This window comes from Loktanella sp. IMCC34160, assembly GCF_004145845.1.
Taxonomy (GTDB): Bacteria; Pseudomonadota; Alphaproteobacteria; order Rhodobacterales; family Rhodobacteraceae; genus SELP01.
The window spans coordinates 815,854-841,276 of record NZ_SELP01000001.1 but is presented as its reverse complement, the minus strand read 5'-3'; the positions used below and the strand labels follow the sequence as shown (position 1 = coordinate 841,276).

Below are 25,423 nucleotides of genomic sequence, written 5' to 3'. Positions count from 1 at the left end.
CGTCTCTCCCTCAGGCGACGAGGGCGGGGGCGGCCTTGCGGCGCATGACCCGGCCATCGGAATTAAACAGGTGACAGGCGGCGGGGTCGATGGACAGCGCCAGCGGTTCGCCTTCGCGCGCGGGGGCCACCCCGTCCAGCGCCGCGCAGAACCTTGTGTCATCACCCAGCGCGCCATAGGCAAGGGTCACGCCGCCCAGCCGTTCGATGACCTTCACATTCAGGCTTAGCCCCTCACCAAGCCGGATATCTTCCGGGCGCATCCCGACCTCGACCCGGTCGCCCTTGGCCGCGCCATCCGCCTCGATCGGCAAGACCAACCGGCCCCCGGCATCAAGGTCAACGGCCACACCCGCCGCGTCCACACCGGCGACAACGCCGGGGACGAAATTCATGTTCGGCTGCCCGATAAAGCCCGCGACGAATTTGGTCGCCGGGTGGTGGTACAGCTCCATCGGGGTGCCGAATTGTTCGACCCGCCCGCCGTTCAGCACCACGATCCGGTCGGCCATCGTCATTGCCTCAACCTGATCGTGGGTCACATAGACCATGGTCGCGTTCAACTCGCGGTGAAGCTGGGACAGTTCCACCCGCATGTCGCCCCGCAGGGCGGCGTCAAGGTTGGACAGGGGTTCGTCGAACAGGAACACCTTGGGTTCGCGCACGATGGACCGGCCGATGGCGACGCGCTGCCGCTGCCCGCCGGACAACTGCCCCGGTTTCAGCTGCAGCTTGTCGGTCAGCTGCAGGATATCGGCGGCGCGATGGACCCGCGCCTTCAGGTCGTCCGCGCCCATCTTCTGAACCCGCAGCGGGAAGGCGATGTTCTCGAACACCGACAGGTGCGGATAAAGCGCGTAGGACTGGAACACCATGGAAATCCCCCGGTCAACCGGATGGGCCCCGCTGACATCCTGACCGCCGATGACGATCTTGCCAGCCGTCGACTCTTCCAACCCGGCGATGATCCGCAGAAGGGTGGATTTGCCACAGCCCGATGGGCCCACGAAGACCACGAATTCCTTGTCCCGGATCGCAAGGTCGATGTCGTGCAAGACCTTGGCCGAACCGAAGGATTTGCTGATGTTTTCAAGATCGAGTGTCGCCACGGGACTGTCCTGTCGTTGGAATCTGTTGGGATGATCCGGGCGGCGGCGCACCGCCGCCCAAACCAGGGAGAAACGCCTTAGAGCGCGTCGTCGAGTTCCTCGCCCGCGATGGTCACGAGGTTGTCGACGGTGTCATCCTGCAGAAGGATGCCCTGCACCATGTTGGTGAAGACCGACTGGAGCGATTTGAAATCCTCGACCAGCGGCTCGGGGCCCCCGGCGGCGATTCCGGCGGTGTAGACACCCCAGAAATCGTCACCCACGTAGTAGGGGTTTTCGATGCCCAGCTTTTCATACTGGAAGATCGGGGTCAGACCCCAGCTTTGGTCGAGGTCATACTGCGCCTCGCCCGAGGCCAGCGCCTGCGCCAGTTCCTGTGCCAGGTCTTCGTGGCCCGAGCCCTTGAACACCACAAGGCTGTCGGTGATCAGGATGGTGCCGCTGTCGCCGCTGGGCCCGTGCGGGACCGGAACGGTGATGGCGTTGATGCTTTCGTTGTGCTGGCCACGGCCCCACGGACCCTGAACATACATGCCGATCTGACCGTCATTGAACAGGTCCTTCAGCTGGTCACGTTCCCAAGCGGTCGGCCCGTCCTGCGCCACGGCGGCAAGGCGGCCGTAGAAGTCGAGCGTTTCGCGGGTCTGCTGGCTGTCGAGCTTGTTTTCGCCGGTCGCCGGATCAATCACCACCCCACCGTTGGAATAGAGGTAGTTCAGGAACTGGTGCATGGTGTTGTCGAAATCCTTGCCCGCAAGGCCGATCCCGGCAGCATCCGTGTTGTTGTGGATGGCTTCGGCCATCGCATACATGTCGTCCCAGGTGGCCGGTGCTTCACAGGCGACGCCCGCCGCTTCGGCCAGATCGCAATTGATATACAGCGCCTTGGTCGAGAAGGCGTGCGGATAGCCCCAGCGGGTGCCTTCGATGGTCACGGTATTCAGGATGCCGGGCTGGTAGGCCTCTTCCCACTCGGCCGGGATCTGGGCCGGAACGATCAGGTCATTGTTGGCCAGCTGACGCAGGGTGCGCGACCCCATATAGGCGATCGACGGCGGATCGCCCGCGGCGGCCAGCGTCAGCGACTTGTCCTGACAGTTGCCCCACGGAACCGCTTCGATGTTCACGGTAACGCCCTCGTGGGCGGCTTCGAACGCATCGACGGCGACCTGATCGGCCTCGCGGACTTCGCCGCCGCACATGATGAAGTGCAGCTCTTCCGCCTGAGACGACAGGGCCGATCCGGCCAGAAGCACGGCGCCGAGTGACAGGGTTTTTACGGTCTTCATTTCGGTCTCTCCCTTTGTGTTGGACCTTGGGTTGTTATTCTTTCACCGCGCCCGCGGTCAGACCCGCGACGAGGTATTTCTGCAAGAAGAGGAAGATCAGCATGACGGGCAGGACGCCGGTCAGCGAGGCCGCCATCATCTCGTTCCAGGTGACATCCTGATAGCCGATGAATTCATACAGACCGGCCGGCAGGGGTTGCAGTTCGCGCACCTGATTGAAGGTGATCGCAAAGAGGAATTGCTGGGCATAGGCGGTGATGAAGACGGCCACGCTGACCACGATCAGGCCCGGCACCGCCAGCGGCAGGACCACGCGCCGCAGGGTGTAAAGGCGGCTGGCCCCATCGACAAAAGCCGCCTCTTCCAGCTCGCGCGGGATCTTTTCCAGATAGCTGCGCAAGAGCCAGATGCCGGTCGGGATCAGGAAGGCAACGCCGGGCACGATCATCGCCCAATAGGTGTTCAGCAGGCCCAGCGTCCGCAGCACCCGGTAGAGCGGGATCAGCAGCACAGCGCCGGTGAACATGTTGACGGCCAGAAAGATGCCCAGTGTGCCGTTTTTGAACGGGAATTCCAGCCGGGCAAAGGCATAGGCCGCGGGGATCACGAAGATCAGGGTCAACCCGGTCACCATCCCCGAGATGAAGATGGAGTTCCAGATATAGCGGCCCAGAAGCGGCACGGTTTCCCACATCCGGCTATAGGCGTCGAAGCTGAAGTTCTCGCCCCAGAACCGATAGGGAGAGGAAAACAGGTGTTCAAGCGGGCGCAGGGACACCACGAACATTTCCACGAAGGGCAAAAGGATGAAGCCGAGGAAGATCGCGACGGCAAGGTAGATGCCGATCTTCTGCAAAAGGCTGTAGCGGTCCATCATCATCTTACTTCACCCCGTACTTGCGGTTCACCTTGTTCAGGAAGAACAGGTAGATGAGGCTGAAGAGGGCCAGCAGGATCACGATGATCACCGCGCGGGCTGCGCCTTCGCCGAATTTGTAGTTGCCGATCGCTGTCTTGTAGGTGTCCACGATCAGCGTCGTGGTTGCGCCACGCGGGCCGCCCTCGGTCAGGATCCAGATGATTTCGAAGCTGTTGAAGGTCCAGATCGCCGAGAGGAGCGCCATGGAGACAAGCACCGGCATGATCTGCGGGATCGTGATCCGGCGGAACCGGTACCAACGCCCTGCCCCATCGACCCAGGCCGCCTCGTACAGGTCACGGCTGACCCCCTGCATCGCGGCCAGAAGGAACAGCGTCACCATGGGCGTGCCGATCCAGACATCCGTCACGATGGCCGAATAGAAGGCCGAGGTCTTGTAGGCGAGGAATTCAAACGGGCCATCGAGGATACCGAACCGTTGCAGCATCCCGGAAATCAGCCCGAAGTGCCCGTTATAAAGCCACAGCCAACCGAAACAGCCGATCGCAATCGGAATGACCCAGGGCGGCATGACCAACACCCGAAACAGCGCGCGGCCCGGAACGGCGGCATTCAGCAGCGTGGCCCCGATCAGCCCCAGCACCAGTTTCAGCCCCACCGACAGGAACATCCAGTAGAAGGTGCGGATGACCGTCTCGTAGGTCTTGCTGCTGCTCAGGAGATCCGCGTAGTTTTCAAACCCGACATAGCTTTCGCTGTTCAGCTTCGCGTCGGTGAACGACAGGCGGACAGTTTCGGCAAGCGGCCATGCGACGATGACGCCGATGAAGATGACGGCTGGGGCCACCAGAAGCCAGGCGAACCATGCTTCAGGCAGCGCGCGGCGCATCGGTGCCGTGGTTTGGCTTTGATCGGACAATGTTCCCCCCGGATATCTGGCGCGCCCCGCAACAGGCACGAATCGTGTTGTGGGCAGAACGCTACCACGAAAACCAATTTATACTACCAAAATAATACCAACATGCAGCGCAATATTATTTATCACGCATTTTCAATGATATATTCTGGTATCCGAATATTCCGACTAGCCGGCAACGAACTTTTGGTCCTATAAAAAGAATACCAATAAGGAATCACGCCGTGCCCAGCTCATACGCCTCCCTGTTCCACCCGGACGCCTGGTATCGCCCCGGCGAAGGGGCCCGCTACATCCAGTTGTCGCGCCACATCGGGCGGGCAGTGACCGATGGGCGGCTGGAAAAAGGGCGCCAACTTCCGCCCGAGCGTGACCTTGCCGAAATGGCCGAGGTCAGCCGGGTTACCGTGCGCAAGGCCGTCGCGGAACTTGTCGATGCGGGGCTGGTGGAACAGCGGCGCGGCGCGGGCAGTTTTGTCATGGGCGTGGCAGCCAAGACCGAACAATCGCTCTCCAGTCTCGTCTCGTTTACCGAGAACATGCAGGCCCGTGGCCGGGTATCTACCAGCCGCGTGCTGAGCCGGGGCCTGTTTCCGCCCGCGCCGGACGAGATGATGGCCCTAGGCCTGTCCCCCAGCCAGCAGGTCGCCCGCATCGACCGGCTGCGCAGCGCCGATGGCACGCCGATGGCAATCGAACGGTCCTCGCTTCCGTCCGACGTTCTGCCCGATCCGGACGCGGTCGAGACATCCCTTTATGCCGTCCTGCGGCGCACGGGCCTTGCCCCCAGCCGCGCGATCCAGCGGGTCACCGCCATCAATATCACCGGCGAGAACGCACAGCTGCTTGGCGTGGCCGACAACACCGCGATCCTTCAGATCGACCGGACCGCGTTTCTGTCCAGCGGGCGGCCGATTGAATTCACCCGCGGCTACTACCGCCCGGACATCTACGACTTTGTGGCCGAACTGCGCCCCGACGGGGGGTAGGCCGAACCTTTTGGGGGACAAGACATGAAATTCGACGCCCGTATCGACGGGACCGCAATCCGCTGCACGATCACCAGCGACCGGGCGCTGACGGCCCCGGTCTTCTGCTTTTCCTGCATGGCCCCGATGGTCGTGATCGACGGGGGAACCCGGGTTCATAGCCTTGGGGGATATACCGAAATCGCCCTGCCCGACCTTGCTCCGGGACGGCCTCACACGCTGACCATCGCCCATGAAAACCCGGACTACGCCCCGGCGAACCGGGCGTGGCTGACTCTTGGCCCCTATCTGCGCACCGCCGAAGGCCCCCTGCCCCTGCCCGCCTTGCCCGCCGGGGTGCGGCGGTCTGGCAAGGCATGGGGCGGCACCCTGCCCGTGCTGCGGCTGTGCCCCCAGCCCCGAGACGCCAGCCTGACCGGCGAAACCCTCGCGTGTCGCGGCATCGACAACACCGCCGAGCCGATCGCCGCCGCCGATGCGCTGGCCCGGCGTTGCGGCATGCCCCCCCTGATCCAGCCCGGTGGCGTCCCGCTCCGGCTGGAGGACGCGCCCGACCTTGCCCCAGAGGCCCATGACCTGATCATCGCGCCCGACGGGATCACCCTGCGGCATGCCGACCGCGCCGGGGCATTCTACGGCGCGGTGACCCTGCTGACGCTGATCCACACCCATGACGGCCAGTTGCCCTGCGGCACGATCAGCGACGCGCCCCGTTTCCAGTGGCGCGGCCAACATCTTGATTGCGCGCGGCATTTCTACAGCGTCGACACGATCCTGCGACTGCTGGACCTGATGGCCCTGCTCAAGCTGAACCGCTTCCACTGGCATTTCGCCGATGACGAGGCATTCCGGCTGGAACTGGACAGCCTGCCGGAACTGTCGGCAACCCACTACCGGGGCGAGGGTGAATTGATTCCCGGCGTCTTCGGCGGCGGCATCCGGTCTGGCGGCAGCTATTCCCGGGCCGACGCAGACCGTGTCGTCGCCCATGCCCGCGCCCTGAATATCGAAGTCATGCCCGAGATCGAGGTTCCCGCCCATGCGCTGGCCCTGGCGCGGGTCTTTCCGGACACCCGTGACCCCTTGGAAAACGGGGCCGAGGTGTCGGTGCAGGGCTATCCCGCAAACGTCATGAACCCGGCCCAACCCGAAAGCTGGCGGGTCTGGGAGGCGATGGCCGACGAGGTGGCCGAAATCTTCCCCTTCTCCGTCCTTCATCTGGGCTGTGATGAACTGCCCCACGGGACATGGGGCGGGTCGCCCGCCGCGCGCAAGCTGATGGAGGCCGAGGGGCTGGACGGCACCGACGATCTTCAGGGTTGGACCATGAACCGCCTTGCCAGCCGGCTTGTCGACATGGGCAAGACCCCCGCTGCGTGGGAGGAAGCGGCGCGTGGCAAACAGGGCATCGGAAACGACGCGATCCTGTTCAGCTGGACCGGCCAGGGTCCGGGGATCGCGGCGGCACGGGATGGCTACAAGGTAGTGATGACACCGGGCCAGCACCATTACCTCGACATGGCGCATACAGGTGACCCCGACGACTGGGGTGCAAGCTGGGCCGCGATCATCGGGCTGGAGGACACCATCAACTGGGATCCCGTGCCCGCCGACGAACCAGAGCTTGAGGCCAACATCATTGGGGTTCAGGGCACGTTCTGGTCGGAATTCACCACCCGCGATACCGAAATGGAACCGATGCTCGCCCCACGCATCCTTGGGGTCGCCACGATGGGGTGGCAGGCCAAGGGCACCGCGTCAGCGGAAATGCTCCGTGGCCTCGCGACCTGCTACGATAGCTTGTGGAAGACCTTGGGATGGGCGGCGGCCGAAGGATAGGGGCGATTGGGCCGTCCCTCTGTCGGACCCGAGACTTTGCGGCTCTGCATCAGCCGTCCAGCAAGCCTTTCATCGCCGCGCAGTAGGCTTCGAAAACAACATCGCGCGCGATGTGACGCCCTGCTTGGACAACGTGCCTGCCGGCGCTCCATACGTCAGTCACAATGGTATCCTTCGCCGCGAAGACCAACCCATCTAGCAGCTGATCGCGGGACAACGCGCACAGAGAGGGCGCCGCACTATTGATCGCAACCAGATCCGCAAGGCGGTCCGGCGCGATAACACCGGCGTTCCGGTCAAGGGCCTGCGCGCCTCCTCGCGCCGCCGAAGTATAGAGAAATTCGCCGACGGACCCTTGGCCCGGAACCAGCACGTTGCGGCTCATGTCGCGCAGGCGTTGTGAATACTCCAGAATGCGCAACTCTTCCGTCAGCGAAATATTGACGTTGGAGTCCGAACCGACGCCAAAGCGCCCGCCTGCCGCGATGAAGTCTGACCCGTTGAAAGGACCGTCGCCAAGGTTTGCTTCGGTCACCGGGCACAGCCCGGCAACTGCGCCGGTCCTGGCAAGATCACCCGTCTCGGCTTTCGTCATATGCGTCGCATGGATCAGGCACCATCGGTCGTCGACGGCGTGATGATCAAGAAGCCATTCCACGGGCCGCGCGCCCAGCCACGCCTCGACATCCGTCACTTCGCGACGTTGTTCGGCGATGTGGATATGGATTGGCCCCTGCGTCTGCTGCGCAACGACGCGGGCCAGATCCTCTGGCGACGTGGCGCGCAAGGAATGCGGCGCGATGCCGATCCTGGCATCCGGCGGCAGGGAACCGAGTGCGGCTTTGGCTTTCTCGACAAGCCGCAAAAAGCCATCCACATCGTTTCCAAACCGCATCTGTCCGGCATTCAGCGCGACCTGACCCGCCCCGCCATAGCTGTATAGGACCGGAAGATGCGTCAGGCCGATCCCGGTCTGGGCAGCCGCCGCGAAGATCCGCTCGGACAGTTCCGCGATGTTGTCATATGGGGCGCCGCCACGTTGGTGATGGACATAGTGAAACTCCCCCACGCTGGCGTATCCCGCCTCTAGCATCTCGACATAGACCTGCGCGGCGATCGCCTGAATCTGCTCTGGCGACAGACGGTCCGAGAAGCGGTACATCAGTTCCCGCCACGTCCAAAAACTGTCGCGCCCGGCCTGACGAAATTCAGTCATACCCGCCATTGCGCGCTGAAACGCATGGCTGTGCAGATTGCCGAGCGCAGGCAAGAGGGTGTCGACCATCACGTCGCTGGCGGCGGGCTTGGTATCTGCTTTGACGCCGTCGATGACACCACCCTCTGCGGTCACCCTGACGTTTTCGGCCCACCCTTTGGCCAGCAGCGCCTGCTTCGCATGGATCATGAGGTTATACCCGCTCTTTACGTCTTTATGTCTAGACATATAAAGGGGCCGCAAGTAAGAGAAAAGCAGAATCTGGAGGCCCCCACGATGCCAGACACACTCCGACTGCTGACGAATCTGACCGCTGCCACAATGACCGGCAATCAGGCCTACGGGCTGATTCAGAACGCGGCGATCGTGATCGACGGGGGGCGCATTCGTTGGGTCGGCGCGCAAGGCGACCTCCCACAGGATCTGGCAACCGCCCAAGCCATTGATCTGGAGGGCAGATTGGTGACGCCGGGGCTGATCGACTGCCATACGCATCTGGTTCATGGCGGCAATCGCGCGGCCGAGTTCGAAATGCGGTTGAAGGGCGCAAGCTATGAAGAGGTCGCCCGGTCGGGCGGCGGAATCGTTTCCACCGTGAATGCCACGCGGGCAGCGACCCAGGACGCGCTTCTTGCCGATGCCCTTGCCCGGGTCGATGCCCTGATTGCCGAGGGCGCGACGACGCTTGAGATCAAGTCGGGCTATGGGCTGGATATCGAAACCGAGTTGCGGATGCTCCGGGTCGCCCGCGCCATCACGGTGAACCGCCCGGTGCGGGTGAAGACCACCTTCCTTGGCGCCCATGCGGTCCCGCCCGAATACAAAGGCAGGGCCGACGACTATATCACCGAGGTCTGCATTCCCGCCCTGCGCGCGGCGCAGGCAGAAGGTCTGGTCGATGCAGTAGACGGGTTCTGCGAGGGGATCGCCTTTTCCCCCGCCCAGATCGCCCGCGTCTTCGATGTCGCCAAAGAGCTGAACCTGCCAATCAAGCTTCACGCAGAGCAATTGTCGAACCTTGGCGGCGCGGCAATGGCGGCAGGCTACGGCGCATTGTCGGCGGACCATATCGAATACCTCGACGAGGTCGGGGTGGCGGCCATGTCTCGGGCCGGGACCGTCGCGGTGTTGCTGCCCGGGGCATTCTACACCCTGCGGGAAACGCAAATGCCCCCGGTGCAGGCATTGCGTGACCATGGCGTGCCCATCGGCCTGGCAACCGATGCAAATCCCGGCTCGTCGCCACTGACCTCTTTGTTGCTGGCGATGAACATGGGCTGCACCCTGTTCCGCCTCACCCCAGAGGAAGCGCTGAGGGGCGTTACGGTAAATGCCGCCCGCGCACTTGGGCTGCAGGATGTCGGGACGATCGCCGCAGGCCAATACGCGGATCTGGCTGTCTGGAACGTCGCGGAGCCAGCCGAACTTTCCTACCGAATGGGATTCAACCCGCTGCATTCTCGCATTTTCGGAGCCACCCAATGACCGCAGTCGTTCTTGCCCCCGGTGCTGCAACACTGACCGACCTTGAGCGGGTCTATCGGGAAGAGGCCGCCGTTCGGCTGGACCCGGCCTGTCACCCCGCGATCACCCGGGCCGCCGCGCAGATCGCCGCGGCCGCAAGTGGCGATGCGGCTGTCTACGGCGTCAACACCGGCTTCGGCAAACTCGCCTCGGTCAAGATTGCGGCAAAAGATACGGCGACCCTTCAACGAAACCTGATCCTGTCCCATTGTTGTGGGGTTGGACAGCCCATCCCGCGCGCCCATGCGCGCCTGATGATGGTGCTCAAGCTGCTGAGCCTTGGCCGAGGGGCCTCGGGCGTCAGAATGGAACTGGTCACGCTGCTTGAAGAGATGCTTGCGCGCGGCGTCACGCCGGTGATCCCGGTTCAGGGGTCCGTCGGTGCATCCGGGGATCTGGCGCCGCTGGCGCATATGGCGGCTGTCATGATGGGACATGGGCAGGCCGACTATGTAGGCGAGACCGTTTCGGGCGGTGAAGCCCTGAACCGCGCCGGCCTGACGCCGATTGCGCTGGGGGCGAAAGAGGGGCTGGCGCTGATCAACGGCACGCAGTTTTCGACCGCATTCGCGCTGGCTGGTCTGTTTGATGCATGGCGCGCGATGCAAGCGGCCCTTGTCACCTCTGCCATGTCGACCGACGCGATCATGGGCTCGACCGCCCCTTTGCAGCCTGAAATCCACGCGTTGCGCGGCCACGCCGGGCAGATCGAAGCTGCGGCGACCTTGCGCGCATTGCTCGGCGGTTCCGATATCCGGGAAAGCCACCGGGACGGCGACAGCCGCGTGCAGGACCCCTACTGCATTCGCTGCCAGCCGCAGGTCACCGGGGCGGCGATGGACATGCTGCGCATGGCCGGGCGGACGCTTGAGATCGAGGCCAACGCCGCCACGGACAACCCGCTTGTGCTTGGCGACACCGGCCTGATCGTGTCCGGCGGCAATTTCCATGCCGAACCCGTCGGGTTTGCCGCCGACATGATTGCGCTGGCAGTCGCGGAAATTGGCGCCATCACCCAGCGCCGCATCGCCCTGATCGTAGACCCGACGCTAAGTTTCGACCTGCCCCCCTTCCTGACGCCCAACCCCGGCCTGAATTCGGGGTTGATGATCGCCGAAGTGACAACCGCAGCGCTGATGAGCGAGAACAAGCATCTGGCCAACCCCTGCGTGACCGACAGCACCCCGACCTCGGCCAATCAAGAGGACCATGTCAGCATGGCGGCGCATGGCGCGGTGCGTCTGGGCCGGATGGTGGCGAACCTTGAACGCATCATCGGGGTCGAACTGCTGTGCGCCGCGCAGGGGATCGAATTCCGCGCGCCTCTTCTGACCAGTGCACCTTTGATCCATGTTCTGGACCACCTGCGGCGCAGCGTGCCCGCCTTGAACGAAGACCGGTACATGGCGCCCGACCTTGAGACCGCCGCGACCCTGGTCCGGAGCGGTGAGATTTCGCAGGTCACGGGCATCCCCATGCCGGAGCTTGGCCAATGACCCCCGTCGAAGTCACGCGCGGCGACAGCCCCGTCATTCTTGGCCTGCCCCACACCGGCACATGGCTGCCCGAGCCTGTCCGCGCCCAGTTGAACGACCGGGGCCGGGGCCTTGATGATACGGATTGGCATATTCACCGGCTGTATGATGGGCTGCTCGATGGTGCGACGACAGTGCGGGCGACCTTCCACCGCTATGTCATCGACGCCAACCGCGACCCGTCAGGCAAAAGCCTCTACCCCGGACAAAACACCACCGGGCTGGTGCCGACGACCGATTTCGATGGGCATCCGATTTGGGCCGACGCGCCCACCGCCGATGAGATCGACGCGCGCCGTCTGGCCTTTCACGCCCCATACCATGCGGCCCTCGAAGCCGAACTAAAGCGCGTGCACGCCTTGCACGGCGTCGCAATCCTCTATGACTGCCATTCGATCCGCAGCAGCATCCCCTATCTGTTTGACGGTACCCTGCCCGATTTCAACATTGGCACCAATCAGGGCACGACCTGTTCGCAGGTCGTTGAAGACACAGTCCGGGGCATCTGCGAACGCGCAGAGGGCTACACGAGCATCCTGAACGGCCGCTTCAAAGGCGGCTGGACGACCCGCCACTATGGCCGCCCCACCGAGGGCATCCATGCCATCCAGATGGAATTGGCCCAATCAACCTATCTATCGGCTGAAACCGCGCCATGGGCTTTCGATCCCGGCAAGGCCGACCGCCTGCGTGCCCATCTGTCAGAAATCCTGTCCCGCCTCGACCAACTGGCACGGGAAGGGCGGACATGACGTCGCGCAGATCAACGCGGACGCGTTGGACGCTTGAGACACCACTATTGCCGGCCACGTTCCGGCATTTCGAGGGAGATACGCCATGACCAATCCACGTCACAACATCCGCGACATTTATCCCGCCACCGGGCCCGAAATCACCGCCAAAAGCTGGCTGACCGAGGCCCCGATGCGCATGCTGATGAACAACCTGCATCCCGATGTCGCAGAAAATCCGCACGAGTTGGTGGTGTATGGCGGCATCGGGCGCGCCGCGCGCACATGGATGGATTTCGACACCATCGTCGCGAGCCTCAAGGATCTGGAAGAGGATCAAACCCTGCTCGTGCAATCCGGCAAACCTGTCGGCGTGTTTCGCACCCACAAGGATGCGCCCCGAGTTCTGATCGCAAACTCCAACCTCGTGCCGCATTGGGCCAACTGGGACCATTTCAACGAATTGGACAAGAAGGGGCTGGCCATGTACGGCCAGATGACCGCCGGTTCCTGGATCTACATCGGGTCACAAGGGATCGTTCAGGGCACCTACGAAACCTTTGTCGAGGCCGGGCGACAGCATTATGGCGGCAACCTCAGGGGGCGCTGGATTCTGACGGGCGGGCTTGGCGGGATGGGCGGCGCCCAGCCGCTGGCCGCCGTGATGGCGGGCGCCTGCTGCCTTGCCGTGGAATGCGACGAAACCCGCGCGGATTTCCGGCTTCGCACGCGCTATGTCGATGAAAAGACGCATTCCCTCGACGACGCACTGGCCATGATTGATCGCTGGACCAAGGCCGGAGAGGCAAAATCCGTGGCGCTGATCGGCAATGCCGCCGACGTGTTCCCCGAACTGGTGAAACGCGGCGTCCGCCCCGATATCGTCACCGACCAGACCTCGGCCCACGACCCGATACACGGATACCTGCCGCAGGGCTGGACCGTCGCCGAATGGCGCGAGAAACAGGAAACCGACCCCAAGGCGGTCGAGAAAGCCGCGCGTGCCTCGATGAAGGTCCATGTCGCGGCCATGGTGGATTTCTGGAACGCTGGCGTGCCGACGCTGGACTATGGAAACAACATCCGTCAGGTCGCCCTCGACGAAGGTCTGGAAGATGCCTTTGCCTTCCCGGGGTTCGTTCCGGCCTATATCCGGCCGCTGTTTTGCAAGGGCATTGGCCCGTTCCGCTGGTGCGCCCTGTCCGGTGACCCTGAAGACATCTACAAGACCGACGCCAAGGTCAAAGAACTGGTGGACGACCCGCACCTGCACAACTGGCTGGACATGGCCCGCGCGCGGATCAGCTTTCAGGGATTGCCCGCGCGGATCTGCTGGGTGGGTCTGGGCGTGCGTCACAAGCTGGGGCTGGCCTTCAACGAAATGGTCCGCAACGGGGAACTCAGTGCCCCGGTGGTGATTGGGCGCGACCATCTGGATTCGGGATCGGTCGCGTCACCCAACCGCGAGACCGAGGCCATGTTGGACGGGTCGGACGCCGTGTCTGATTGGCCACTGCTGAACGCTCTGCTGAACACCGCAAGCGGGGCGACATGGGTCTCGCTTCACCACGGCGGGGGCGTAGGCATGGGATTTTCCCAGCATTCTGGCATGGTCATTTGCTGCGACGGAACCGAGGATGCGGACCGGCGCATCGCGAATGTGCTCTGGAATGATCCGGCCACCGGCGTCATGCGGCATGCCGATGCGGGCTATGAGGACGCCAAGGACTGCGCGCGCGCGCACGGCCTGAACCTGCCGGGCATTCTTTGAACGTCACGCAGACATGGCGCAGGGTGACGATCAATATTTCGTCGTTACCCTGTGGCCGCGCCGATTGGTCAGCCGCACAAGGGTAATCGCGGTGCCCTGCAGCCATGTCGTGCGCTCCGTCCGGAACAGGGCGTCACCGACCGAACAGCCCAGATGATCCGCCAGGGCCTGATCGGCCTCGATCGCCGCAAAGCTGATCTCGGCGTCTGAGAACGGCAACTTGGCAACCAGCCATTCGTTCGGCCCAAGCTCGGAAAACCCCTCGTCCAAAGCGGATGGGATGATGTCCGGGTTTATCCAACGATCTTCGTGCTGATACGGGACACCGTCTGCATAATGCATGCAGACCAGATGCAGCACGCTTTGGCCGGCTTTCAGATCAAGCCGCACGCGCAACCAGTCCGGCACCACCTGCACCGTGCGGTCGACAAGGGCATAGCGGTATTCAGCGCCTTGCGCGGTGATCTCTTCCCGGACGATGGGTATGGAAAAGCGGGCCTGTCGAATTGGCGCCATGCGCACGCGCGTCCCCGCCTTGCGTTTCCTTTCGACCAGACCTTCGTCCGCCAGTTCCCGCACGGCCCGGTTTACGGTGGCCCTTGCACAACCATATGCCTCTGCCAGTTCCAGTTCATTCGGAACGAGGCTTCCCGGGGGCATCTTGCCACTCGCGATCTGATCAAGAAGGTCTGCCTTGACGTCTTTGAATGTCACGGTCACAGGCGGCACCTTCCCCTTGAAAACAGCAGCTTTGGTCTATGGATCAGCCCGCCTGCCAAGACAGGGCCGGGCATAGGCAGCCCCTACCCTTCTAAGACCATACATAACCGGATAAATCTGGACAATAGAGCCGCCCAGGATGGCGTGGTCCAGCTTGACGGGCCAGTCACCTTTCCGACTGTCACAAAAGGGCCGGGTGGCACCGCGGGCTCGCGCCTGCATTCAAAGGACGCGATCAAACGGTCGCGCCAACGCCAGATGGAATGCGGATCACCTGTTCGGGGCCGTATGCGCCGCGCCCCTCAGTACCGCAGCAGATCCACGACGTGATCGGGTGCCTTGGGCACAATTCCATTCGGATTAAGCGCCTTGATCGAATAGTAGCCCCGCAGAATGTGGTCCATGTCCACCGTCTCTCGGACCCCGGGCAGGTTGATTATCCGTTCAAGGTAGCCCGACAGGCGCGGGTAATCCTTGATCGACCGCCGGTTCGTCTTGAACAGGCCATGATAGGCCGCGTCGAAGCGGATCAGCGTCACGAAGGCGCGAATATCCGTTTCCGTCAGTCGGTTCCCGAACAGGAAATCGCCGGTCAATTGCCCCTCAAGCGCGTCAAGCATGGCGAAAACCCCGTCCATCGCCTCGTCATAGGCGGTCTGGGAGGAGGCAAACCCGGCCTTGTAGACGCCGTTGTTCAGAAGGTTGTAAAGGCGCGGGTTCAGATCGTCGATCTCTGCGGCAAGATCTGCGGGATAGAGGCGCAGATCAGAGGGCACGAGATGTTCGAAGGCCGTGTCGAACATGCGCAGGATGTCCGCGCTTTCGTTGTTCACCATCACGTTTTGCGCCGTGTCCCACAGCACCGGCACAGTCGCCCGCCCGGTGAAAGCCGGATCGGCCCGCGTATAGATCTGGTGCATGTAGCGCGACCCGAACAGCAGATCCTCCCCGGCGCCGGGAAAGCCGCCGAACTGCCACCCCTGATCGGTCAGGGTCGGGTTCACCACGGTCACCGGGATCATCCGCTCCAGCCCCTTCAGCTTTCGGGCGATCAGCGCCCGCGACGCCCAGGGGCAAATCAGCGCGACGTACAACCGGTAGCGGCCGGGCTCGGCCTTGAACCCGCCGGTCCCGGTCGGGCCCGGCGTGCCATCCGGCGTGATCCAGTTGCGAAAGCTGGAGGTCTGGCGCACGAACCGCCCGTCCTTGTCGGCCTTCTGCACCGGCTGCCAGTTCTCGATCCATTTTCCGTCGACGAGCATGACGCGCAGTCCTCAGTTCGGGTGAAAGATGAAGGACCGCATCGACACCGATCCAAGGTCGATGGCATCGGTCATGAAGGTCAGCGCGTCACGCCCATCTGACGCGCCGGCAATCGTCAGGGCCGGCAGATAGTGATCCACGGTCGGGTGGGCCGCGGTCAAAAGCGTCCCCAGCCCGTCCGCATTGGCGAGCATCGCAAAGTCCCGCTCGGCAAGGCGGTCGGCGAACAAGGCATCGAATTCCTGCGCGAAGTCCTGCGGCGCACCGCCCCAGCGCATGGCCCGCAGGTTGTGGACGACATTGCCCGACCCAAGGATCAGGACGCCCCGGTCCCGCAGGTCCGAAAGGGCGCGACCGATCTCCAGCTGGTAGTCCAGCCCCCGCCCCATGTCGATGGAGACCTGAAAGACGGGAACATCCGCCTCTGGATACAGATACATCAGGACCGCCCAGGCCCCGTGGTCCAGCCCCCAGGTATCGTCCCCTGCCGCGCGGTGGCTGCCCAGCAGCGAAACCACCTCGCGCGCCAGTTCGGGCTGGCCGGGCGCCGGATACTGCTGTTGGAAAAGCGCCTCAGGGAACCCGTAGAAATCATGGATCGTGCGCGGCATGGCCGAGACATCCACAAGCGTTGTCCCGCGCGTCATCCAATGCGCCGAGACGACGAGGATTGCGTCGGGTCGCGGCAGGCTCTGGCCAAGCGCCGCCCAGGATCGGCCAAATGGCCCGTCTTCGATTGCGTGCATCGGGCTTCCGTGGCCGAGAAAGACAACCGGCATCCGGTCGGACGGCGCAAAGCGATCCTTGAGCTCTTGTAGGGAGAATGTCCGCATGGTGGACCCTTTCGCTAGTGACCGGGCGGCCATATGGCCGCCCGATGGTTCATGATCGTCAGGCAAACTGGCCAAGGGTTTTCTGCAGGGCCGGAACCTTCAGCGCGAACGCGCCACCGCCCAGCGCCGCAATGGCCCCCTGCACCACAGCCCAGAACAACGGGAATTCCCAACCGCCGCCTTCGGCCGAGAACAGCCATCCGTTGCCTGCGTGGACCCAAGTCGCCCCCAGAAGCACCGGGATCAGCGCCAGCGACACCAGCCGCGTGCCGACACCGAGGATCAGGGCGACCCCACCGATGATCTCGGCGAAAATGGTGAGATAGGCCAACAGCCCGGGCAGGCCGAGGCTTTCGAAATAGCCGACCGTCCCGGCGATGGTGAAAACACTGATCTTGAGCCAGCCATGGGCAAGAAACAGGGAACCGCTCGCGACGCGAAGCGCGAAGGCGGCGTAGTCAGAGTTCGTATGGTTGGTCATGTCGATATCCTATCCTCTTTAACCGCCTGCATGGCGGAAAGTCTGTGAACCCCGACATATCGCTTGCGGATCATCCCCGAAATGGCGAAACTCTGGAATGACTAACCACAAATTGTTCGCAATCTCCGCATGGACCTCCTCGATCAACTCCGCGCATTCGTCGCAACCGCGCAGTCCGGGTCTTTCACCGGCGCGGCGGCGCAATTGGGCATCTCAAACCGGCTGACCTCGAAATACGTCGCCGAGCTCGAGGCGCGTCTGGGGGCAAGGCTGTTTCAGCGCACCACCCGTAAGGTCGGCCTGACCCCCGCCGGTTCAGATCTCCTGTCCCGCGCCCCGGCCCTTCTGGACGATATCGACGACCTCTTGGCCGAGGTCTCGGACGGGTCCAAAGGGTTGTCCGGTGTCCTGCGGATTTCCGCCCCGATCACATTTGGTGAGGTCTATATCGCGGGAATGCTGGCGCGGTTTGCCGCAGAGCACCCGGCGATCACGATCGACCTCAGGCTCAGCGACTCCTTCAGCGACCTTGCCGCCGAAGGGATCGACCTTGCGTTTCGGATCGGGCGTTTCGATATGGCTTCTCTCAAGATCCGGCGGCTGGGCACCTTCCAAAGCCTGCCGGTCGCCAGCCCGGCCTACCTTGCACAGGCAGGCCACCCGGACACCCCCGCCGCGCTGTCGCAGCATAGCTGCATCGTCGACACCAACCGCAAGACCCCAAGACGCTGGACGTTTCACCGCGACGGCGCCGAGATCGCGACCCAGATCGAGGGCCGGTTTCACGTCAATTCGGCAAGCGCCGCCGTGGATCTGGCGCGGCGCGGGCTTGGGATCGCCTATGCCCCAAGCTTCGCACTGGGCGACGCGCTCGAAAGCGGCGATTTGGTCAGGCTTCTTGACGGTTTCGCCGGGGAACGCGGCGACATCGCCGCCGTCTACCTTGAGGGGCGCACGCTTCCCCGAAAAGTGCGCGCGCTGATCGATTTCGCCGTCACGGACATGCGGAAGCGCCAGCCGCAGCAGCGTCCTGCACCTCTGACATAGCCATGAACCTACGCCACATTTGAAAACGCCTTCGCGAGAGCAAGTGGCCGAGGGAACGGGACCCACGTCTAACCTTCTCCATCTTGCGCGCCCTCAAAGATGATCGGAGACCCCGTTAAACTGACAGTTCTGCTGCCAACTCGCTGGAGCGACGCAAGCTTTGAAGCCGATCAATTATGTTTCTACCATTCGCTACATCAATGCTGGCTATCTCCAATGTTGTCGTTTGACCTGTTATTCGGTGTCTAGCCTGCACAAGCTCTGTTGCACCCGGCCCTGGATGGTGTGGATAAGGAAGAGTAAGCCGACGCGCCCATAAACCCGCAGTCTGCGCCGGTGCATAATCTAAGCTGGGCGCTGTCGCGCGCGAAGTGACACTGAACTTGCCTGCGTCGGGCTTCTGAAATTCACGCGCAGTGCGTGCGGCGTGCACACTCATTTGTGAAACAACAAAGTGCTCGCCCGCGCCGTGCTTTCGCGTGCGACAATCTCAAAGCCAAGGTCGATCGCTGCCGTGTCGCGCGTGCCCGCCGCCAGAGAGGTCAAGACGGCTTCGATGGCACGACGCCCCATCTCCAGCCGTGGGGTGCGCACACTGGTCACCGGGGGTTCGGCGGCGGCCATCATTTCAAGATCGTTGAAGCCGCAGATGCCCAATTCCCCCGGAACCGAAAGCCGCCTCCTGCGGGCTTCGAAAACGGCACCAAGCGCGAGGTCATCATTGTTGCAAAACACCGCATCAACTTCGGGTGCAATGGCCAGCAAGTCAGAGAGCAGCGCGGCCCCTTTTGTCACGGATGAGGCCTCGGGCGTGGTCACCACCCGGCGCTCAGAATATACCCCCGCAAGCATCGCCGTTTGGCGAAACCCGTTGAACCGTTTCTGCGTGCGCGGGTCCATACGCGCCCCGAGAAACCCCAGTCGTGTATACCCCTGGTCGATCAGATGCCGGGTTGCCGCAACCGCCGCATCAAAATGGGAAAACCCGATCGACATTTGCGCCGGGGTGGGCCCATGATCCATGATTTGCACGACCGGGCACGCGAGGCCCGCCAAAAGGTCGGCGGAGGCGTCGGACTGGTCAAACCCGGTCACGATCACGCCGGCGGGTTTTTGGCTCGCAAAGAGCCGCAGTGCATTTTCTTCGAGCGACGGCGCATAGCGTGTGTTGGCAAGCTGGATTTCATAGCCCGCCTCGCCCACCCCGTCATAAATGCCGCGCAGCACATCGGCGAAGACGTTGTTCGTGACCGACGGAATAACCACACCGATCACATTCGACCGCCCCGACGCCAGTTGCCGCGCCGCCGGATTTGGCACATATCCCAGCCTTCTCACCGCTGATTCGACCCGGGCGCGCACCTTTTCCGAGACGACATCGGGTTGCCTCAGCGCGCGCGATACAGTGATTGCGCTAACACCGGCAAGTGATGCCACATCATCCAGCGTAACCCTTTTTTCCTTAGTCATTCACCGCTCCACGCTTTGCGACATGTAATTCGTCTTGACTAATGACAGCGCTGTCAAGTAATGATAGCGCTATCATTACGAGCCATCGGTATTGTTTTGGCATCGGGGGAGGGAAACATGACGCATGTGCTGGTTATGGGGGTCTGTGGATGCGGAAAATCGAGCATCGGCCGCGCACTCGCCAATGATCTCGGCCTCGTCTTCGTGGAAGGCGATGCGTTTCACCCGCCCGAAAACATTGCCCATATGCAGTCGGGTCAGCCGCTGAATGACGACATGCGTTTCGGCTGGCTCGACGCGATTGGCGACGCGGTTGTGGGCTCAGGGCGGCGCTGCGTGATTGCCTGTTCTGCGCTGAAAGAAACCTATCGCGCGCGTCTTCGCTCGAAAATCGGCGATATGACCATCATTCACCTGACGGGCACACCCGATCTGCTGCGCCAGCGTGTCGAACAGCGCCCCAGTCATTTCATGCCCAACAGTCTCGTTGCCAGCCAATTCGCTGATCTTGAGCCGCCTGAAGGGACGGGCGTCATCACCATCGGGGTTGAGCTGACGCGCGAAGACGTCACCAAGCAGGCCCTGTCTTTCATCTAGTAAAGCGATGCCTTTCCTAAAACTTCAAAATAACTCACCAAGGGAGAAAACCATGAAACTACGTCTTACCATGACCGCTGTCGCGGCCTTGATCGCAGGCTCAGCCCTGGCGCAGGACTATTCGTTCCGCTTTCAGTCGTCGGATCCGGCTGGCAACCCGAATTTCGAGTTGCAGCAGAAATGGACCGAAATGGTCGCCGAGATGACTGACGGTGCAGTGGCAATCGAGCTGTTGCCGGTGGATTCCATCGTCGCCCATAACGAGACGCAGGATGCAATCGCGGCGGGCATTCTGGATGGGCATGTCACTGACACATCATATTTCTCGGGCAAGGATCCGGCGTTCGGACTGATTGCCAACCCTGTGGGCGCATGGTCCGCACCCGAGCAGATGTTTACCTTCATGCGTGAGGGTGGCGGCAATGAGCTGATGAACACTCTGGTCGAACCTTACGGCCTGCATTTCATCGGCGCGACAACCCCCGGCCTCGAAGCCTTTGTGTCAGCGGTGCCGCTCGATGGCGTTGACGATCTGAATGGGCTCAAGATGCGCGCGCCCGAAGGCCTCGTGCAGCAGGTCTTTGCCGCTGCGGGTGCTGCTCCGGTGAACCTGCCGGGATCCGAGGTGTTTACCTCGCTCGACAAGCATGTGATCGACGCTGCCGATTATACCGTATTTTCCACCAACCAGGCACAAGGCCTGAACGACGTGGCACCGCACCCTGTTTACCCTGGGTTCCATTCAATGCCGCTGGTTGAGATTTCGATGAACAAATCGACATGGGATGCGCTGCCAGAAGATATTCAGCAAGAGCTGACACAGTCCGTCGAGGCATTTGCCGAAATGCAGGTCGCAGCATTGCGCGAAGCTGATATCGCCGCGGTTGCCGAAGCTCAGGCCTCGGGCACGATTACCATTCACGACTGGTCGGCTGAAGAGCGCGCCAAATTCCGCACCATTGCTTTGGGCGAATGGCAGAAAGTGGCAGAGCGGTCGGACAATGCGCAGTTAGTGTTCGACACGCTGACCACTTACCTCGCAGAAGCTGGTTTGCTGAACTGATGCCCATCCAAAACCGAAGCGGGCGGCCCTTTCGGGTCGGCCGCTTCCGGCGCAAGGGAGGATATCATGGCGCATCACCGAATTAATGCCGACGCCGAAAAGGATGCGGTGCTGCACCGCCCTGAACCCGGCGCAATACCACAAGCCGGCGCGCTCGGGCGCTGGATCGACCGGGGGGGCATCATTTTTGCAATTGGCATCATTCTGGCGATGCTGATCCTGATTCAGGAAGTCATCCTGAGATATGTGTTTGGGTCGCCGACGATCTGGGCCCATGAAACCACGATCTTTCTGTGCGGGATAGCCTTTGTTTACGGCGGGCTCTATTGCACTGCACGCGACCGGCATATCCGCGTCGTGCTGCTCTACGATATGCTCTCACCCCCGGTGCGACGCAGTTTTGATATTGTGATCTCGCTCGTCTGTGCCGCCGCCTCGGCGATGTTTGCCTGGGCATCCTGGACGATGGTGGCCCGATCCACCTTTACCCCTACCGGTGAATTCCGGCTCGAACGCTCGGGCAGCGCCTGGGATCCGATGTTTCCGGGCTTGTCGAAAATCTTTCTGCTCGTCGTCATGGGGTTGATGGCGATCCAGCTTCTGATCCTCGCATGGAATTACGCGAAAGGCCGCAAATGATGGAACTTTTTGGCTCCCTTCAAGGTCTTGGTATCGAATACGCAACATTGCTGATGTTCGGCCTGATCCTCGGTTTGCTAGTGACAGGCATGCCGCTTGCCTTCGTCACCTTGCTTGTCGCGCTGATCTTTGCGCTTGGCTGGACCGGGCCCATGGTGGTGCCCCTGATCACCAGCCGCGTCTATTCCTTCGTTGCGAGTTTCGTGTTTGTCTCGGTACCGATGTTTGTGCTGATGGCCGCGATCCTCGACCGATCCGGGATTGCCCGCGACCTGTTTGACGCGATGAAGCTGGTGGGCGGCAGGCTGCGCGGCGGCGTTGCCATTCAGACGATCATCGTGGCGGTTATTCTTGCGGCCATGTCGGGCATCATCGGCGGCGAAGTCGTATTGCTGGGGCTTATTGCCTTGCCGCAGATGTTGCGGCTGGGCTATGACCGGCGGCTTGCGATTGGCGTTGTCTGCGCTGGTGGCGCCTTGGGCACGATGGTGCCCCCGTCGATCGTGTTGATCATCTATGGCCTGACTGCCAACGTATCGATCGGCGCGCTTTTTACGGCCTCTTTCATTCCTGGCCTGATGCTCGCCGGGTTTTACGTGGCCTATGTGCTGATCCGTGCCTATATCAACCCGGCGCTTGCGCCAATTTCCGAGCCCAACACAATGCCAAGCTCGGAAAAGCTGCAGTTGCTGCGCGGGCTGATCCTGCCCATTCTGGTGGTGACGGCCGTGCTGGGCTCGATCTATGGCGGCATCGCCAGCGTGACCGAAGCCTCAGCCGTGGGCGTGATGGGTGTGATCCTCTCGACCATGATGCGGGGTGAATTCAGCCTGTCCCTTCTCAAGGACGCCGCTTTGCAAACCCTGCAAACCGTGGGTATGATCGTATGGATCGGCATCGGCGCCTCGGCACTGGTGGGGGTGTTCAACTTCATGGGCGGCATCCATTTCGTTTCCGAACTTATCACGGGCATCTCTGACAATCCGACTGTTGTGATCCTGTTCATGATGGCGATCCTCTTTGTGCTGGGCATGTTTCTTGACTGGGTGGGTGTGGCGCTGCTGACCATGCCCATCTTTGTGCCGATCGTCCAAAATCTGGGCTATGACCCTGTGTGGTTTGGCGTGGTGTTTTGCATGAACATGCAAGTGAGCTTTCTCTCGCCCCCCTTTGGCCCAGCGGCATTCTATCTCAAGTCCGTGGCCCCGCCCGACATCAGCCTAGGTGAAATCTTCCGCTCGCTCCTTCCGTTCATCGCCCTGCAAGTGCTGGCGCTGGCCGTGCTGATCGCATTTCCAGGAATCACGGGGCGGTAAGGTCACATCGCCAATCACAGACCACAGGCACTTCAGGGGATTATACCTGACCAAACCTGCATCGGGCTGTTGGCAAGTCATCGACTTGCCAACAGCCACACATCGGGAACGATGCATGACCCATTTCGCTCTTACGTCGCGCTTTCTAGGTTCAGGACCAATTGATTTCTCTGGGATGGCGTGAGTCACGGTCCAAAAACGAGCAGTGAACATGTCTGATTTCTTCTGGCTGAGCGACGCGCAGATGGCGCGTCTTGAGCCCTTTTTTCCAAAGTCCCAAGGCAAGCCGCGCATCGATGATCGGCGTGTCTTGCGTAGGATTATCTTCATCAATCGCAATGGCTTGCGGTGGCGGGATGCCTCTGCAGTCTATGGGCCACACAAGACGCTCTACAACCTTGGAAGCGGTGGAGCGACAAAGGCATCTTCGCCCGAATGATGGCCGGTCTGGCCGCAGATCGCGGCGAAAAGAAGACTGTGATGATTGACGCCACGTACCTGAAGGCCCACCGGACAGCGACCAGCATGGGCGTGAAAAAGGGGGGCGTGGACGTCTGATCGGCCGCACCAAAGGCGGCATGAACACGAAGCTGCACGCCATCTGCGATAGTCCCGGACGTCCGCTGAACCTGTTCGTCACTGCCGGGCAGGTCCGTGACTACATTGGCGCGCGGACATTGCAGAGCAGCCTGCCAAATGTCGATTGGCTGATTGGAGATCGTGGCTATGACGCCGATTGATTCCGAGAAGCGTTGAAAGACAAAGGGATACGCGCCTGCATCCCCGGCCGTAAGCAGCGCAAGAAGCCGGTGAAATACGACAAGCGCCGCTGCAAACGCCGGAACCGGATCGAGATCATGTTCGGCAGACCGCTTCGGGGTCTCGCGACGCCAGGGCCAATGCTCAGCCCCTTCCGCATAACCCTCGAAAACAACGAGAAAATCCGGCCGGAGCCGGATCGGGAGAACGCTTTCGTGGGGGCAGGTGGCGGAGGAGGTGGGATTCGAACCCACGGGACGCTTTCACGCCCAACGGTTTTCAAGACCGCCGCATTCGACCACTCTGCCACTCCTCCGGTCATCAGAAGCCTTAGGATGGTCGAAACGATTCTGAAAGCCCCGCCGGCGGGTCTGCAATTACGTGGAAATCCGCCGAACACCGGGGGAGACCACTTTCATTAAGGGCGTTGCATCGCTATTCTCGCGCGCAACCGGCCCGGATGCGGCCGGGGCGACAGACCGAATGGATCGACAATCGGCGGCGCACAGGCACGAGAGGGGCGACAGATGGCGGGCATGACCTTGGGCGGGACGCGGGCAGGACTGCTTGCGATGGTATCATTCGCGGCACTGACGCTTGCGGGCTGCGACGAAACCGGCGGCTTCAGTTTCGGGGCGGGCGGCAACCGCGACGCGGCAGACGGCGCGACGTCCGGTCAGGCCGTGCAACTGGTCGAACGCGATGTCGAAGCCCCCGATGTGTTTCAGGTGACCGACAGCGGCCTGTGGGACGGACGCCCGTCGCTGGGTGGTGTCTGGGTCGCCCATCCCGATGTGGCGGACCCCGAACGGGTCATCATCCGCAACACCGAAAACGGAAAGTTCGTGATCGGCGCCCTGTTCCGCCGCGAACGTGAACAGCCCGGCCCGGCGCTGCAGGTGTCGTCGGATGCTGCCGCCGCCCTTGAAATGCTGGCCGGTGCCCCTGCCAGCCTCAACGTGACCGCCCTGCGCCGTGAAGAGGTTCCGGCCGAGGCCCCGCCCGCCGCCATTGCCGATTTCGACGAACCGGCGGAGATCGAGGCGACCACGCTTGACCCGATCGCCAGCGCCGCGGCCGCCATCGACGCGGCAGAGGCGAGTGGCGAAACCGCCGTGGCCGCCGCCCCCGCGGCCCCTGCCCCGCGTCCGGCTGCCCCTGCCAGCAGCCTTGAAAAACCCTTCATCCAGATCGGCATCTTCTCGGTCAAGGCCAATGCCGAACGCGCCGCGGACATGATGCGCGCCACCGGGATCGTCCCGACCGTGCTGGAACAGTCCAGCCAGGGCCGCACCTTCTGGCGGGTCATCGTCGGCCCTGCTGGCACCACCGCAGACCGCGCCGCGCTTCTGGAACAGGTGAAGGGCCAAGGGTTCACCGACGCCTATTTCGTGACCAACTGATCCCCGAACGCCCAAGACCAAAGGACCAACCGAC

At 62.3% G+C, this 25,423-nt stretch carries 22 protein-coding genes, 1 tRNA gene and 1 pseudogene; 13 read left to right on the top strand and 11 right to left on the bottom strand.

What is annotated here, in order from left to right:
• Positions 1-10: 10 nt before the first annotated feature.
• From ugpC to EU803_RS04100, 4 genes are all read right to left on the bottom strand, one after another.
• Positions 11-1,108 (bottom strand): sn-glycerol-3-phosphate ABC transporter ATP-binding protein UgpC, encoded by a 1,098-nt coding sequence (ugpC, locus tag EU803_RS04115; protein WP_129680004.1) that lies wholly within the window; start codon positions 1,106-1,108, stop codon positions 11-13.
• A 77-nt stretch (positions 1,109-1,185) separates the two neighbouring features.
• Positions 1,186-2,397 carry a sugar ABC transporter substrate-binding protein gene (locus tag EU803_RS04110; protein ID WP_129680002.1) on the bottom strand — a complete coding sequence of 404 codons (1,212 nt, stop codon included), beginning with the start codon at positions 2,395-2,397 and terminating at the stop codon, positions 1,186-1,188.
• 34 nt (positions 2,398-2,431) lie between these two features.
• Entirely contained in the window at positions 2,432-3,271 is an 840-nt protein-coding gene (locus tag EU803_RS04105; protein WP_277985697.1) for a carbohydrate ABC transporter permease, read from the bottom strand.
• A 7-nt stretch (positions 3,272-3,278) separates the two neighbouring features.
• Entirely contained in the window at positions 3,279-4,166 is an 888-nt protein-coding gene (locus EU803_RS04100; protein WP_129680000.1) for a sugar ABC transporter permease, read from the bottom strand.
• Positions 4,167-4,417: 251 nt separating this feature from the next.
• Here EU803_RS04100 and EU803_RS04095 point away from each other — a divergent pair, with 251 nt between their 5' ends.
• Positions 4,418-5,182: a GntR family transcriptional regulator gene (locus EU803_RS04095; RefSeq protein ID WP_129679998.1), complete on the top strand. Its 765-nt coding sequence runs from the start codon at positions 4,418-4,420 to the stop codon at positions 5,180-5,182.
• Positions 5,183-5,206: 24 nt separating this feature from the next.
• Positions 5,207-7,021 (top strand): family 20 glycosylhydrolase, encoded by a 1,815-nt coding sequence (locus tag EU803_RS04090; RefSeq protein ID WP_129679996.1) that lies wholly within the window; start codon positions 5,207-5,209, stop codon positions 7,019-7,021.
• Between the two features lie 49 nt (positions 7,022-7,070).
• Here EU803_RS04090 and EU803_RS04085 read toward each other — a convergent pair whose 3' ends face one another.
• Complete coding sequence (locus EU803_RS04085; RefSeq protein WP_129679994.1) at positions 7,071-8,426, bottom strand: formimidoylglutamate deiminase; 1,356 nt, start codon at positions 8,424-8,426, stop codon at positions 7,071-7,073.
• Positions 8,427-8,513: 87 nt separating this feature from the next.
• On the opposite strand from EU803_RS04085, the gene hutI reads away from it, so the two are divergent.
• The 4 genes from hutI (at position 8,514) to hutU (ending at position 13,798) form a co-directional block, all read left to right on the top strand.
• The gene (gene hutI / locus EU803_RS04080; protein WP_129679992.1) at positions 8,514-9,722 is read left to right on the top strand and encodes an imidazolonepropionase; all 1,209 of its coding nucleotides are present in this window, start codon (positions 8,514-8,516) and stop codon (positions 9,720-9,722) included.
• Positions 9,719-11,257, top strand: a complete 1,539-nt coding sequence (hutH, locus tag EU803_RS04075; RefSeq protein ID WP_129679990.1) for a histidine ammonia-lyase — start codon at positions 9,719-9,721, stop codon at positions 11,255-11,257. The genes hutI and hutH overlap by 4 nt, the downstream gene beginning before the upstream one ends.
• The gene (gene hutG, locus EU803_RS04070) at positions 11,254-12,048 is read left to right on the top strand and encodes an N-formylglutamate deformylase (protein WP_129679988.1); all 795 of its coding nucleotides are present in this window, start codon (positions 11,254-11,256) and stop codon (positions 12,046-12,048) included. The genes hutH and hutG overlap by 4 nt, the downstream gene beginning before the upstream one ends.
• A gap of 85 nt (positions 12,049-12,133) precedes the next feature.
• Positions 12,134-13,798 (top strand): urocanate hydratase, encoded by a 1,665-nt coding sequence (hutU, locus tag EU803_RS04065; RefSeq protein ID WP_129679986.1) that lies wholly within the window; start codon positions 12,134-12,136, stop codon positions 13,796-13,798.
• A 30-nt stretch (positions 13,799-13,828) separates the two neighbouring features.
• Here hutU and EU803_RS04060 read toward each other — a convergent pair whose 3' ends face one another.
• From EU803_RS04060 to EU803_RS04045, 4 genes are all read right to left on the bottom strand, one after another.
• A complete protein-coding gene (locus EU803_RS04060; protein WP_129679984.1) occupies positions 13,829-14,518 on the bottom strand; it encodes a GntR family transcriptional regulator in 690 nt (229 codons plus the stop codon).
• Between the two features lie 302 nt (positions 14,519-14,820).
• Entirely contained in the window at positions 14,821-15,780 is a 960-nt protein-coding gene (locus EU803_RS04055) for a glutathione S-transferase C-terminal domain-containing protein (RefSeq protein WP_129679982.1), read from the bottom strand.
• Between the two features lie 12 nt (positions 15,781-15,792).
• Positions 15,793-16,614 carry a 4,5-DOPA dioxygenase extradiol gene (ygiD, locus tag EU803_RS04050; protein WP_129679980.1) on the bottom strand — a complete coding sequence of 274 codons (822 nt, stop codon included), beginning with the start codon at positions 16,612-16,614 and terminating at the stop codon, positions 15,793-15,795.
• 58 nt (positions 16,615-16,672) lie between these two features.
• Entirely contained in the window at positions 16,673-17,095 is a 423-nt protein-coding gene (locus EU803_RS04045) for a DoxX family protein (RefSeq protein WP_129679978.1), read from the bottom strand.
• A 129-nt stretch (positions 17,096-17,224) separates the two neighbouring features.
• On the opposite strand from EU803_RS04045, the gene EU803_RS04040 reads away from it, so the two are divergent.
• Positions 17,225-18,142: a LysR family transcriptional regulator gene (locus EU803_RS04040; protein WP_129679976.1), complete on the top strand. Its 918-nt coding sequence runs from the start codon at positions 17,225-17,227 to the stop codon at positions 18,140-18,142.
• A 435-nt stretch (positions 18,143-18,577) separates the two neighbouring features.
• Here EU803_RS04040 and EU803_RS04035 read toward each other — a convergent pair whose 3' ends face one another.
• Positions 18,578-19,612, bottom strand: a complete 1,035-nt coding sequence (locus EU803_RS04035) for a LacI family DNA-binding transcriptional regulator (protein ID WP_129679974.1) — start codon at positions 19,610-19,612, stop codon at positions 18,578-18,580.
• A gap of 117 nt (positions 19,613-19,729) precedes the next feature.
• On the opposite strand from EU803_RS04035, the gene EU803_RS04030 reads away from it, so the two are divergent.
• The 5 genes and pseudogenes from EU803_RS04030 to EU803_RS04010 all read left to right on the top strand — a co-directional run.
• Entirely contained in the window at positions 19,730-20,209 is a 480-nt protein-coding gene (locus EU803_RS04030) for a gluconokinase (protein ID WP_165352767.1), read from the top strand.
• Between the two features lie 52 nt (positions 20,210-20,261).
• Positions 20,262-21,272, top strand: coding sequence for a TRAP transporter substrate-binding protein (locus tag EU803_RS04025; protein ID WP_129679970.1), 1,011 nt, complete (start codon positions 20,262-20,264; stop codon positions 21,270-21,272).
• A 66-nt stretch (positions 21,273-21,338) separates the two neighbouring features.
• Entirely contained in the window at positions 21,339-21,911 is a 573-nt protein-coding gene (locus tag EU803_RS04020; RefSeq protein ID WP_129679968.1) for a TRAP transporter small permease, read from the top strand.
• Positions 21,911-23,227: a TRAP transporter large permease subunit gene (locus EU803_RS04015; protein ID WP_129679966.1), complete on the top strand. Its 1,317-nt coding sequence runs from the start codon at positions 21,911-21,913 to the stop codon at positions 23,225-23,227. Before EU803_RS04020 ends, EU803_RS04015 begins: the two co-directional genes overlap by 1 nt.
• 211 nt (positions 23,228-23,438) lie before the next feature.
• Positions 23,439-24,096, top strand: a pseudogene (locus tag EU803_RS04010) (IS5 family transposase); the annotation flags it as partial.
• Positions 24,097-24,212: 116 nt separating this feature from the next.
• On the opposite strand, the gene EU803_RS04005 reads toward EU803_RS04010, so the two are convergent.
• Positions 24,213-24,302 (bottom strand) — tRNA-Ser (locus EU803_RS04005).
• A gap of 211 nt (positions 24,303-24,513) precedes the next feature.
• Here EU803_RS04005 and EU803_RS04000 point away from each other — a divergent pair.
• Positions 24,514-25,389: an SPOR domain-containing protein gene (locus EU803_RS04000; RefSeq protein WP_242494267.1), complete on the top strand. Its 876-nt coding sequence runs from the start codon at positions 24,514-24,516 to the stop codon at positions 25,387-25,389.
• The last annotated feature ends 34 nt before the right edge of the window (positions 25,390-25,423 follow it).